Source organism: Kitasatospora sp. NEAU-69, from assembly GCF_057158765.1.
Window position 1 is genome coordinate 1 of record NZ_JBWXUE010000003.1, and the last position, 12,956, is coordinate 12,956.

Annotated in this window: 10 protein-coding genes; 6 read left to right on the top strand and 4 right to left on the bottom strand. The window is 69.9% G+C overall.

The window, feature by feature from the left end; all coding sequences use genetic code 11:
* Positions 1 to 107: 107 nt before the first annotated feature.
* The 3 genes from AC060L_RS04265 (at position 108) to AC060L_RS04275 (ending at position 3,504) form a co-directional block, all read left to right on the top strand.
* Positions 108 to 674: a hypothetical protein gene (locus tag AC060L_RS04265; RefSeq protein ID WP_483797064.1), complete on the top strand. Its 567-nt coding sequence runs from the start codon at positions 108 to 110 to the stop codon at positions 672 to 674.
* Between the two features lie 125 nt (positions 675 to 799).
* A complete protein-coding gene (locus tag AC060L_RS04270; RefSeq protein WP_483797065.1) occupies positions 800 to 1,588 on the top strand; it encodes a DUF4097 family beta strand repeat-containing protein in 789 nt (262 codons plus the stop codon).
* A 248-nt stretch (positions 1,589 to 1,836) separates the two neighbouring features.
* Positions 1,837 to 3,504 carry an MFS transporter gene (locus tag AC060L_RS04275; protein ID WP_483797066.1) on the top strand — a complete coding sequence of 556 codons (1,668 nt, stop codon included), beginning with the start codon at positions 1,837 to 1,839 and terminating at the stop codon, positions 3,502 to 3,504.
* A 145-nt stretch (positions 3,505 to 3,649) separates the two neighbouring features.
* Here the strand turns inward: AC060L_RS04275 and AC060L_RS04280 are convergent, their stop codons facing one another.
* Positions 3,650 to 5,494 (bottom strand): glycoside hydrolase family 15 protein, encoded by a 1,845-nt coding sequence (locus AC060L_RS04280; RefSeq protein WP_483797067.1) that lies wholly within the window; start codon positions 5,492 to 5,494, stop codon positions 3,650 to 3,652.
* Between the two features lie 180 nt (positions 5,495 to 5,674).
* Here AC060L_RS04280 and AC060L_RS04285 point away from each other — a divergent pair, with 180 nt between their 5' ends.
* Positions 5,675 to 6,238, top strand: coding sequence for an NADPH-dependent FMN reductase (locus AC060L_RS04285; RefSeq protein ID WP_483797068.1), 564 nt, complete (start codon positions 5,675 to 5,677; stop codon positions 6,236 to 6,238).
* A gap of 18 nt (positions 6,239 to 6,256) precedes the next feature.
* Positions 6,257 to 6,724: a nuclear transport factor 2 family protein gene (locus AC060L_RS04290; protein WP_483797069.1), complete on the top strand. Its 468-nt coding sequence runs from the start codon at positions 6,257 to 6,259 to the stop codon at positions 6,722 to 6,724.
* A gap of 636 nt (positions 6,725 to 7,360) precedes the next feature.
* Here AC060L_RS04290 and AC060L_RS04295 read toward each other — a convergent pair.
* Positions 7,361 to 8,101 carry a dienelactone hydrolase family protein gene (locus tag AC060L_RS04295; protein WP_483797070.1) on the bottom strand — a complete coding sequence of 247 codons (741 nt, stop codon included), beginning with the start codon at positions 8,099 to 8,101 and terminating at the stop codon, positions 7,361 to 7,363.
* 275 nt (positions 8,102 to 8,376) lie between these two features.
* On the opposite strand from AC060L_RS04295, the gene AC060L_RS04300 reads away from it, so the two are divergent.
* Positions 8,377 to 8,748, top strand: coding sequence for a nuclear transport factor 2 family protein (locus tag AC060L_RS04300; protein WP_483797071.1), 372 nt, complete (start codon positions 8,377 to 8,379; stop codon positions 8,746 to 8,748).
* Positions 8,749 to 8,889: 141 nt separating this feature from the next.
* On the opposite strand, the gene AC060L_RS04305 is transcribed toward AC060L_RS04300, so the two are convergent.
* A complete protein-coding gene (locus tag AC060L_RS04305) occupies positions 8,890 to 11,691 on the bottom strand; it encodes a glycosyl hydrolase family 95 catalytic domain-containing protein (protein WP_483797072.1) in 2,802 nt (933 codons plus the stop codon).
* Between the two features lie 190 nt (positions 11,692 to 11,881).
* A complete protein-coding gene (locus AC060L_RS04310; RefSeq protein ID WP_483797073.1) occupies positions 11,882 to 12,922 on the bottom strand; it encodes a hypothetical protein in 1,041 nt (346 codons plus the stop codon).
* Between the last annotated feature and the right edge of the window lie 34 nt (positions 12,923 to 12,956).

The following is a 12,956-nucleotide window of genomic DNA, read 5'->3' on the forward strand; positions in this document are numbered from 1 at the left end:
CCCCGGCCCGCTCCGACAACCCCGCCCTGACCAGGCAATCCGCCCCAAAACCCCGCCAAATGGGGGAAGACCTTGCACTGGAGCCAAAGCGGTGCCATAGTGGTGCCATGGATCTGACGCGGTACCTCGACAACCTGCGGCGCGAGATCTCGGTCGCCGCCGAGGCGGAGGGCAAGGAAGGCCGCCTCCTCGCCGAGCGGCTGGCGACCCAGCTCTCGTCGGCTTTCCAGCTGACGCTGCTGGAAGTGTTGTCGGACGCCGCGGGCGAGATCACCCGGGAGCTCGTGCCCGGATCGGTCGAACTCCGACTGCGCGGACTCGATCCGAGCTTCGTCATCACGCTGCCCCCCGAGGAGCGGGCGTACGAGGACGAGCCCGAGGGCGAGGAGTTCGAGCAGGTCCGCGCGAACGGGGCGGCGGCCACGCCGAGCATGCCCGTGTCGGTGACCGGCGAGGGGAGCGGCGGCACCGCCCGCATCAACTTCCGGCCACCCGAGTACCTCAAGACCAGAATCGAGGACGCCGCCGGCCGGGAACGGCTGTCGGTGAACGCCTGGCTGATCCGGGCGGTCTCCGCGACGCTCGAGAGCGACGAGCAGGGCCGCCCCGAGCGGCGGGCTCCGCGCAGCGGGGCGCTGCGCCAGGTCCAGCGCTACACGGGCTGGGTCCGCTAGCGCCGTCCGGCCCCACGTCCGGCCCCACGGGCCGGTCCGGTCCTGGTCGGCCCGCGCGCGAGGCCGTGCACCATCCGTCCGTCCACGATCGGGGACGCTCAGCCGCCCCAGCACGGAGTGCAGTCATGCCTGTTTTCGAGACGCCACTACCGGTTGCCGTGACCATGGAACTCGGCATCGGGCATGTCCGGCTGTACGCCGAGCAGCGTCGTGACACCGTCGTCGAAGTCACCCCGACCGACCCGCAGAACGACGCCGACGTCAAGGCCGCCGAACAGACCGTCGTCGAGTTCGCCGACCAGAAGCTGCTGCTCAGAGGGCCGCGGCAGCGCGGCCTGTTCAACCGGCTCGGCTCGATCGACGTGACGATCGAACTGCCCGACCACTCCGAGCTCTGGGCGAACGCCCGCGAGGCGGGGTTCTACGGCAGCGGCCGGCTCGACGGCGTCCGGATCAAGAGCTCCACCGGCAACATCGAGCTGGAGGAGACCGGACGGCTCGTGCTGACCACCGGCGTCGGCGACATCAGCGTGGACCGTGCCCGCGGCCCGGTCGAGGCCACCACCGGATCCGGCACCGTGCGGATCCGCGAGGCCGTTGACGCCGCGGTCCTGAAGAGCTCCAACGGCTCGATCATCGTCGACAAGGCGCGGGACGCGCTGGAGGCCAAGGCGGCCAACGGCGACGTCCGGGTCGGCAGTGTGAGCCGCGGCTCGGTCATCCTCGGCACCTCGATCGGGCAGGTCGAGATCGGCGTCGCGCCCGAGAGCGCCGCGCTGCTCGACGTCCGGTCCGTCTCCGGCAGCATCCACAACTTCCTGACCCCGATCGACGGTCCCGATCCGTCCGATCAGACCGTCAAGGTCGTCGCCAGCACCACGGTCGGCGACGTCATCATCCGGCGCAGCGCCTGACGGGAACGTCAGCGCGGCGCTGACCACAGTCGCGGTACCGGGGAGCCGTTCCAAGGCGACTCATCGGTACCGGTTCAAGCGGGCCCCGGAGAGACCCCCGCTCTCCGGGGCCTACCCCTCCCGAGGGAACCGCCGGCACCCGGGGTGGCCGCACCGTGCCCGAAGCATGCCCGCTTCCGCACCCCACACCCGGCCGGTAGACCCTGCCCGTTGTCCGGCACGGTCACCTACTGCACAAGGAATCCATCATGACTGAAGCAAGCAAGTCAACCATGGCACCCGACGATTCCCCACCCCTGGCCGCCGTGCCGGCCGCGAGTTCGGGCAAGACGCCCAAAGCGGCCTGGTTAAGCCTCGCCACGGTTGGCGTGGGCATCATGATGGTGCAGCTCGACGGCACCGTGGTCGTGGTCGCGAACCCGGCGATCGCGAAGAGCCTCAACGCGGGCCTCGACAGCCTCCAGTGGGTGATGACGGGCTATCTCCTCGTCCTGGCAGGCCTGTTGATCCCGGCCGGCACGCTGGTCGACCGGATCGGCCGCAAGAAGGGCCTGCTGATCGGCCTGGTCGGCTTCACCGCCGCCTCGGTCCTGTGCGCGCTGTCCGGCTCGATCGGGATGCTGATCACCGCCCGCGTCGTCCAGGGCGTCTTCGGCGCGATGCTCATCCCGGCCGCGCTGGCGGTCATCAAGGCCGCGTTCCCGGCGGACAAACTGGCCACCGCGATCGGCCTGTTCAGCGGTGTCACCGCGATCTCGCTGGCCGGCGGACCGCTGCTGGGCGGCGTGATGGTGCAGCACCTCACCTGGCAGTGGGTGTTCCTGATCAACCTGCCGTTCGGCGTGCTCAGCGTCATCATGGCCGCCTTCTTCGTCCGTGAGTCCCGGCAGCCGGAGCCGCAACCGCTCGACCTGCCGGGCGGCGTGAGTCTCACGCTCGCCATCGTCAGCGTGGTCTGGGCGCTGACCCACGGTCAGGAGGACGGCTGGGCCTCCGGCCGCACGCTCGGGTACCTCGGGCTGGGCGTGCTGCTGCTGATCACGTTCGTCGTGGTCCAGCGCAAGCGCCGCTACCCGATGGTGCCGCTGGAGCTGTTCCGGATCCGCTCGCTGTCCGTCGGATGCCTGCTGATGGTGGTGACGATGTTCGCGTTCTACGCGATCATCTACTACCTCAACTTCTTCCTCCAGGGCATGCAGGGCAAGAGCCCGATGTCCGCCTCCATTGCGCTGCTGCCACTGACGCTGACGTTCATCGTCTCGGCGCCGCTGGGCGGTTGGGCCGTCGACAGGTTCGGCGTCAAGCAGTCGCTGGCCTTCGGTGCGCTGTGCATCGCCGGTACCTCCCTGCTGTTGCTGCGACTGGACGCCCACTCCGCGCTGCTGACCGTCGGGCCGCCGCTGGTCCTCGGCGGCATCGGTGTCGGCTTCATGATGGTCGCGGCCACCCAGGCGATCGTCGGCAGCGCGCCGGTGAACAAGGCCGGTACGGCCTCCGGCATGCAGCAGTCCATGTCACAGCTCGGCAGCCTGCTCGGTACGGCGGTCTTCGGCGCGATCCTCGCCGCACTGGTGGACACCCGGTTCGCCCAGCGGCTGCACGACGCCTTCGGCGGTTCGGGCGGGCCCGCGGTCAACCAGCTGGCGAACGACAAGCAGGTGCACAGCCTCATCGAGCTCGGCTTTCCGCCCAGCGCGCAGCAGGCACTGCAGAAGAAGCTCCAGGACTCGGGCATGTCGGCAGGTCAGGTGAAGCAGTTCTCCGACACGGTGACCCGCGCCGCGCACGACACCTTCCTCAGCGGCCTGCACACCGTCTTCCTGATCAGCGCGGCCGTCGCGGTCGGCGCGGCGCTGCTCTCCCTGCTGGTCTCCAACAAGGACACCAAGGGCGACCAGATGGCCGCCTTCCTGTAGCCGGCACGCCGGCGAGTGGCGAGTGGCGAGTGCCAGGCATGAGAGGTGTCGTCCCCGACGGCACCTCCGTCCGGCTGATGGCCGGCGCTGATGACCGGCACCGGCGGTCGGCACTGGCGGTCGGCGGTGCGGATCAGCCGAGCGCTCAGCCGAGCGCTCGGTCGAGGTTGAAGGCCGCGCTGATCAGCGAGAGATGGGTGAACGCCTGCGGGAAGTTCCCGAGTTGTTCCCCGGTCCGGCCGATCTCCTCGGCGTAGAGGCCGAGGTGGTTGGCGTAGGTGAGCATCTTCTCGAAGGCCAGCCGGGCCTCCTCCAGCCGCCCGGCGCGGGCGAGCGCCTCGACGTACCAGAACGAGCAGATCGAGAACGTGCCCTCCGAGCCCCGCAGGCCGTCCGGGCTGGTCTGCGGGTCGTAGCGGTAGACCAGCGAGTCGGAGACCAGATCCGTGCCGAGCGCCTCCAAGGTGGAGAGCCACTTGGGGTCGGTGGGCGAGATGAACTTGGCCATCGGCATCATCAGCACCGAGGCATCGAGCACGTCGTCGCCCAGCCCCTGGACGAACGCCCCGCGCCGGTCCGACCAGCCCTGCCGCATGATCTGCCGGTAGATCGCGTCCCGGCTCTGCTGCCAGCGGGGAAGATCGGCCGGCAGGCCGCGCCGGTTGGCCATCCGGATGGCCCGTTCGATCGCCACCCAGCACATCAGCCGGGAGTAGACGAAGTTCCGCCGGCCGCCCCGGATCTCCCAGATGCCCTCGTCGGGCTGGTCCCAGTTGTCGCAGAGCCAGTCCACCACGGCGCCGACCTCGTCCCAGCGATCGCTGCTGATCGGCTGGCCCCACTTGTCGTACAGGTAGATGGAATCGATCAGCGCTCCGTAGATGTCCAGCTGGAGCTGCTTGGTGGCGGCGTTTCCCACCCGCACCGGAGCGGATCCCAAGTGCCCTGCGAGGTGGGACAGTTCGTACTCGGGCAGGTCACTGCGCCCGTCGATGCCGTACATGATCTGCAGTGGGCCGGTGGGGCCGTTGCCCCGCATGATGCCCCGCTCGGACAGGAACCCCATGAACGCCTCGGCCTCCGAGGTGAAGCCCAGGCGGAGCATGGCGTAGACGCAGAACGCGGCGTCGCGCACCCACACGTACCGGTAGTCCCAGTTGCGCTCGCCGCCGACCCACTCGGGCAGGCTGGTCGTCGGTGCGGCCACGATCGCACCCGTCGGCGCGTAGGTGAGCAGCTTCAGCACCAGCGCGGAGCGCTGCACCATCTCCCGCCACCGGCCGCGGTAGCGCGAGCGGGCCAGCCAGTGGCGCCAGAACCGCACCGTCGCCTCGGCCTGCTCCCGCGCCTCGGCGTGCGGACACGCCCGGGGGTGGACCTCATCGCTGACCTGGTCGAGGGCGAACACCACGGACTCGCCTTCGAGGAGCTTGAAGTGCGACCACACGTCCGTGCCGTCGCACTCCAGCGGCGCGGTGGAAGTCAGCGCCAGTGAGAGCGACGGTGACTCGAAGAGGGCTTCGTGGGACTGCGCGTGCACGGTGTGCTTCTCGGCCCCGTAGCCGAACCGGGGCGCCACCCGCGCGGCGAACGGCAGGGTGCCCCGCACGCACACCACCCGCCGGATCAGGCGGTGCCGGTCCACCTCGCGCGACTCGTCGGTGACCGGCATGAAGTCCTGGATCTCCGCCACCCCGTCGGCCGCGTAGAACCTCGTGATCAGCACGTTGGTGTCGGGGAAGTAGAACTGCCGCGTCCGCGTCGGCACGTCGGCGGCCAGCTCGAACGATCCGCCCCGGTCGGCGTCGAGGATCGACGCGAACACGCTCGGTGCATCGAAGCGCGGGCAGCAGTACCAGTCGATGGTGCCGTTGGTCCCGACGAGCGCGGCGGTGCGGAGATCGCCGATCAGGCCGTGCTCGGAGATCGGCAGATAGCCCGAGCCGTCCCCTTGCCCGGATCCGTTGCCGAACGCGCTACCGAACTCCATGCCGGCCTCCCTGCCATGTGCGGGGATCGAGAAGACCTTGTGTTTCATGGTAGATCGCCGGTCCGCCGCCCGGTACGACGAGCCCGCCCGGCCCGCGCCCACCCCACCCCGCGCCCGCCAACGCGTGCGCCCGGCCGGGGCGTCTCCTACCGTGTTGTCGAGGCGCAAGGAGCGAACATCATGAGCACTCTCAAGATCGCCGTGATCCTCGGCAGCACCCGCCCCGGTCGCAACGGCAAGGCCGTCGCCGACTGGATCTGCGACCACGCGGGCGCCCGCACCGACGCCGAGTACGAGCTGATCGACCTCGCCGACTGGCCCCTGCCCTTCATGGACGAGCCCCTGCCACCCTCGATGGGCCGGTACCAGGGCGAGCACACCAAGGCCTGGGCCGCCAAGGTCGCCGAATTCGACGGCTACGTCTTCATCACTCCCGAGTACAACCACTCGATGCCCGCCGTGCTGAAGAACGCGCTCGACTTCGCCTACGCGGAGTGGAACAACAAGGCCGCCGCCATCGTCTCCTACGGCACCGTCGGCGGCATCCGCGCCGCCGAGCACCTGCGCAGCGTCGCCAGCGCCGTCCAACTTGCGCACGTAAACCAGCAGTTGGCCTTCTCCCTGTTCACCGACTTCGAGAACCTCTCGCTCTTCAAGCCCGCAGCCCACCACGACGCCGGGGCCACCAAGCTGTTCGAACAACTGGAGTCATGGGCGACGGCCATGAAGACGCTACGCAGCTGAACCCCCACAGGAGCCGCCATGTCCGCCCACCCGTCGCTCCCACCCGAGGAAGCCACCGACCGGCTGGCCATCCGCGAGCTCGTCGATGCCTACGCCCACTGCGCCGACCGCCGGGACGTCGAGGGCCAGATGGCCCTCTTCACCGAGGACACCCGCTTCGCGGTCCACATGGACGCCACCGCGGCCGAACCGACGCAGGAGCTCCACGGTCGCGCGGCCCTCGCCCCGGTCTTCGCCAACCTGAACACCTACCGGACCACCACCCACTTCAACGGCCAGAGCACCGTCTCCCTGGACGGCGACCGGGCCAGCGGCGAGAGCTACTGTCTGGCCCACCACATCTCCCGCGGGGAGGACGCCGAGCGCACCATCATGATCGCGTCCATCCGCTACCTCGACGAGTTCGTCAAACAGGACGGCGCGTGGTTCTTCGCCGAACGCCGCCTGATCGTCGACTGGACCGAGACCCGCCCCTGCCCGCCCTGACCCACGCCCTGACCCACGCCGCGCTCCGGGCCGCGGAGAGCCGTACCGGTGGTCTGGTTGCATGGTGCCCCATGAATGCCATAGTCACGAGCGTCATCGCGGTCCTCGGCACGCTGCTGGGCTCGACGGTGACGCACGTCTTCCAGCAGCGCTCCGCACGGCGCACGGAACAGAACAGCCACAGCGAGCGGCTGCGTCAGGAGCGGCTGAACGCCTACGGCACGTACGCCGGCCTGCTCGTCGAATTCCGCCAGGCGATGCTGCACCACTGGTTCTGCGAGCACGAGGGCCAGGACGCCGACGACGCGGTCGCCATCCGCAGGCGCTCCTTCGAGCTGCTCCAGCACCCAGCACGCCCTCTTCCAGGTCCAACTCATCACCGACGAACCCGAACTCGTCACCGTCGCGGTCGACGCCTTCACCGCAGTCGGCAAGATCGACCGCGCAGCGGACCGCCCCGACGTCGTCACCCGACGGGACGCGACTCGCGACTTCATCGACGCCTTCGTCGGCACGGCGCGCCGGCACGTCTAGGGCTCCACCGAATCATCACCCCGAGTCATCGCCGCGAGTTACCGGCCCGGCCGGCCGGTACTGGCTGGTACCGGCCGGCCGGGGTGGTTGTGCAGCTCCTGGCTAGCGCAGGTGGCGGGCGAAGAATCCGTTCGCGGACTCCCCCGCGAACTGCGGGACGCCGGTGTGCCCGCCCATGTTGGCCTGCAAGGTCTTCTCCTTGGAGCCGAAGGCGTCGAACAGGTCCAGGGCCGCCTGCCGGTCGTTCCCCTCGTCGTCCCACTGCAGCAGAACGTGCAGCGGAATGGTGACCTGCCGAGCCTCCTCGAACATGGCGCGCGGCACGAAACTACCGGCGAACAGACCGGCGGCCGCGATGCGCGGCTCGACCACCGCCAGCCGGATCCCGATCGAGATCACTCCCCCCGAGCACCCGACCGGGCCGCCGATCTCGGGCAGCGCGAGGAGGGCGTCCAGGGCGGCCTGCCATTCCGGGACCGCCTTGTCGACCAGCGGAAGGATGAGGGCGTCGACGATCTCGTCGCTGACCGGCTCACCGGCCTGCATCACCCGCCGCAGGTCGGCGCGGGCCTGCTCGACGGCGGGCCAACGCGGCCGCTCCCCGCTCCCGGGGAGCTCGATGGTGGCCGCTGCGAAGCCCTGCGCCACGGCCTGCCGGGCCCGCCCGACCAGCCGGGGGTACATCTTGCGCAGCCCGAGCGGAGGGTGGCCGAGCAGGATCAGCGGCACCGGTGCGGCTGCGGATGCGGATTCCGGCGTCCACAGGATGCCGGGGATCTCATCGAGGGTGAACTCACGTTCGAAGACGCCGTCGTCAAGGCGCTTTTCAGAAGTGACGTGCATGGTCGTGCCTTTCGGGAGTGCTCAAAGACGGCGCTCCCGGACGACCTATCGCCCGACCGTGACCCCGGAGGAGAGCACCCATGTCGATACTGCGTTCACGGGTACCACCTCCTCGTTCTCTCGCACGGCCTCCGGAAGGTTAGCAGTGGCCCCGGCAGTCCGCCCAACGGGTTTTCGCGGAGCCGCCGTGAGCCGCCGCCTTCGGCGCACCAGGGTGCGTGAGACTGGCGGCCGGGACCACAACCCACCCTGCAAGCCAACCCGGAGGACCGCCCATGAACAGCGCCGTCGCCGACCTGATGCGCCGCAACCTCCTCGACGTCTTCAACGAACCGGACCCCGAGCGCCGCAACGCGGCCATCGCACTGACCTACGCCCAGGACGTCGTCTGGCACGAACCCGACCGCGTCATCCGAGGCCGCGAGGCGCTCGCCCGGCGCGCTGTGGAGCTGCGTGCGCAGACCCCGGACTGGGTCTACCGGCCCGACGGCCCAGTCTCCGTCAACGACGACCTCGGCCACCTCGGCTTCCATCTCGGCCCCGCCGGCCAACCCCCCGTCGTGACCGGAATGGACATCGCCCGCTGCAAGGACGGCGTCATCGTGGAGCTCTACACCTTCGTCAACGCGAGCAGCCAACCGTCCTAGCCCGACGGGCCCGAGCGCTCCGCCACGGCCGACGCTCCGTAGCGAGGGTGGCCGCGGTTGGCGCCGCCCGGTTCCCGGGTCGCGTTGCCGGCCGCGGCCACCCTCGCCCTCACCCTCGCCATCGCCCAGCCCCGGTCCGGCTCAGGCGAGGACCAGTCGCCACTGCTGGTCGGCAGCACCGGTGCTGGTCTCCTGCTCAAGGCCGGCGAGGTCGGCCGTCGAGGACCCGACGACGCCGACCAGCTTCCGGCTCCGGACGCTCACCAGGTTGACGTAGCCGTCGCCCGCGTCCTTCAGGGTCCACTGCTGGTTGGTCGCCCCGGTCGGGGTCCACTGGACGATCGCGGCGCCGTCCGACGTCGAGCCGCCGAACACGTCCATCGCCAGACCGGAGGCTGCGTTGACGAGCGTGAAGACACCCGGCCCGACGGGTTGCAGCAGCCACGACTGGTTGGACCCGCCGTCGGGCGAGTACTGGATCAGCCCCGCCCCGGCGGCGCCCGAGGCCCCGGGGTCGTCGATGGCCTTGCCGCTGGCGCGGTTGACCAGGACGAACCTGTCGAACGTCGCCGACTGTCCGGGCGCAACGGTCACCTGCCTGCTCCACGCGCCCGATACCACCGTGGTGGTGGCACTGGCCGGGCCGATGTTGTGCAGGGTGAACGAGGTCACCTGCCCCGCGCTCCAGGCGAGGTCGACGGTGAAGCCGCCGCGGACGCCGACTCCGCTGACACTGCCGGAGGCCGACCAGGCCGACGGCAGCGCCGGGAGCAACTGGAGCAGGCCGGGCCGGCAGTAGACCAGCATCTCGATCACGGCGGCGGGCAGGCCCATGTTGGCGTCGATCTGGAAGACCTGCCCGCCGTAGATGTCGAGGAAGTTCCCCGCGGTCCCGGTCGAGCCGTTCACCGAGGGGGTGAGGCCGTTGACGAAGCACTGGTAGGCGTTCGCCGGGTTCTTCAGCCGCGACCAGCAGATCGAGCGCCAGGCGACGCCCCAGCCGTAGCTGGTCATGCCGCGCGCGGTCAGCAGCTCGGTGACACCGGTGAGCAGCTCCGCCGGGCTCTGGTCGGCGGTGATCCGGTCCCCCGGGAACAGCCCGGCCAGCGGCGACAGGTGGCGGTGGGTGATGTCGTCGGTGTCCAGGTTCTGCGGTGTCATCCACTCCTCCAGCCAGCCGGTCACGTTGCTGACCTGCGGCAGGTAGAGCTGACTGCGCAGCCCGCCGACGGTCGCGGCATAGGCTGCGTCCCGGCCGAGGAGGGCGGCCGCGGCCTGGTAGTTCCCGAAGAGTTGCCAGACCAGCTCCTGCGCGTAGCTGATGCCGAGCGCGTTCGTCGGGCCGTGCTCGGGTGACCAGTCCGCGTCATCGACCAGCACGGTGTGGGCCACTCCGGCCGCGTCCGTGTAGGTGGCGGTGATCAGCCGCGCCTCCCAGAACTGGCACGCGCCCTTGAGCAGCGGGTAGATCTTCGCGAGGTACGCGGGGTCCTGCGCGTACTCGTAGTGGGCGTACAGCTCGTTGCACAGCCAGGCGTTGCCCGCCGGGTGCCACCACCAGCCGAGGCCGCCGTAGATGTTGGCGGAGATCGCGACGGTCCAACCCGCTATCCGGCCAGAGGAGTTGCGGAACCCGTTGGCGGCGGAGTTGAACAGCGCCCGAGTGTGCTCCTCCCACTGCGGCAGCTGGTTGACGCAGTAGTCGGCGAAGGCCTGGTAGCAGGACGGCAGACCGGCCCGGTCCGGGAGCCAGTAGACCATCTGGACGTTGATGTCGGTGTGGTAATCGCTCATCCAGTCGGGCGAGTTGTCCAGCTGCCACGGTCCCTGGAGGTTGATCGGCAGGCTGATGCGGGAGCCGCTGATCATCAGATACCGGCCGAACTGTACGTAGGCGGCGTGCAGTTCCGGGTCCGGTGCGGCACCGGATGCGTACGCTGCGGTCAGTCGCCGATCGGTCGGCAGAGCTCGCTGCGCGGCACTCGAGCGGCCGAGGTCGAGCGTCATCGCCTGCTGCAGCGGCTGGTAGTCGGCGAGGTGGTTTCCGAGCAGTGCCGACCCGCCGAGGCCGACGGCTCGGGATGCCTGGTTCGCGGCCACCTTCGCCGGTGCGATGGCCGGGTCCATGAACCCCGCCGCTGTCGGGGAGTAGTTGGTGCCGCCGCTGATGACGAGCAGGACGTCGGTGCAGTCGGTGAAGGTCACCGCCGTCCCCGAGGCGCTGATCGCGCCGCCGGTGCCGGTCGCCTGGACCAGTGCCGCGTAGGCCAGGCCGTTGGCGAGCGTACCGGTGAACGATGCCCCGGCCGATCCGGGGTTCACGGTGGTGCCCTCGGCGTGGGTTCCGTTCAGGCTGAGGGAACCGGTGTAGCTGCCGCCGCCACTCTGGCTCAGGTGGATGACGATCACGTCGTCCGGATGGCTCGCCCAGACGTCACGTCGGTAGCTGACACCGCCGACCTGGTAGGACGCCGATGCAAGGCCGTTGCTCAGGTCCAGCTGCCGCCGGTAGCCGCTGACGGCGGAGCCCGAGTGGGCGGGAACGCTCAAATACGCCTTGGCGAGCAGCTGCTGCGTGCCGAAGTCGGTGGCGTCGTAGGGGAACTGCCCGCCGGAGTCGAGGGATGCGTTGGCCGTGCCCTCCCAGAAGCTCACGTCGGTCACGTAGTAGGCCTCGTACCCGGGGTCGCCGGTGAGCAGGGCGCCGATCCGGCCGTTGCCGACCGGCAGCCCGGTCGCCATCAGCTTGGACTCGGTGCCCGGCGAGGCGTACCAGAGCACCGTCGCCTGATCCGCCGGCACCGGAACCGCCGCCCTCGCGGCGGACGGGTTCGCCGCTGCGGCACGCGGAGTGAACGTCGGCGCTGCCGACGCCGCCAGCATCGCCCCGAGGGCGGCTGCACCGCGCAACAGCGCTCTGCGCGAGGGATGGGTTTCCGGCATCAGGGCCTCCAGCAAGTGATCGAGCAGGCGCCTACGACCCACGGGCGGGCGCCCTGGGCCGAGTCGACGGAGAGACATGTTCGAACGTGCTAAAGATGGAGCGAAAATGAGCAACAGTCAACAGTCGTGAACAGAATCGCGCACACGGCTGGCCGGGATCCGGGGCCGGATCCGGGGGCAGCAGCGCGGTTCAGTCGCGGGTGATGCCGCGGTTGGCGGTGATGATCCCCTGCGCCGTCTGCCACACCATGGGCAGCGCCGCGATCGTCTCCTTCGCGCGGGCGATCAGGTCGCTCGTGGAGGTGATGCCGAGATCGGCGAGGAGCTCGGCGAAGGCGGGCCGAAGCGCGGCTTCGCGGTCCGGGGCGTCGGCGGCCAGGATCTTGTGGCAGCGGGCGAAGGTCGCCGCGATCCAGAACACCGCCTCCCGATGGTCGCCTCGGCGCGCGAGCTCGTAACTCGCGTCGATGGCGATCGGCCTGGCAGCGGGCGTGATGTCGGAACTGAAGAAGAACGGAGTCCTGGCCACGGCCGCCGCCTCGTCGAAGGTCCGCGCCAGGGCATCGACGTGCTGCTTGACCCGCTCAGCCGTGAGGTTCTGACAGCCCGTCAGTCGCAGCAGATCAGGGTAGCGATCGATCAGACCGTAGTCGGCGAGGACCTTGCGGGCCCGCAGGTAGCGCAGCCGCACCGTCGGGTTCCGCAGGGCCGCGACCAGCAGGAGGTGTGTGGTGACGCCGGTCGGGAAGAGCCAGCTCGTCACCTGGTCGTGCCAGGGCGCCGAGGTGTCGCGGGACGACAGGGCGGTCTCGATCTTCCGGTGGACGTTCTCGCAGCGGCGCCGCACCCACGCCTCGTCGGCGAACGAGCGCGCGACCTCCGCCTGCAGCTCGCGCAGCTCGCCCGTCGGGTCGTCGATGACGGTGTCGTGGCTCAACCCTGCGGCGAGGTGGTAGTTCGCCAGCGCCGACGGGGCCGGCCAGATCTCGCCCCAGGGCTGGTAGGTGACCTCCAGCAGCACGCCTCGCTGCTCGAACTTGCCGAGCTTCAGCCCTGCGGTGGGCCTGTCGGTGACGAGCATGACGTCCACGTCAGTGCCGACCGGCAGCACCGCGTCCGGAGCGAGGTCCACCGTCGATCCGCTGAAGTACGCACCGCGGTAGCCCTCGTACCGGCGGCCTTCCCGCTCGACCCAGTCCGCCGCCACACCCCGTGCCATGCCGATGTCCATGCGCGTCATTGTCCCGTCGCGGCGAAATCCCAGG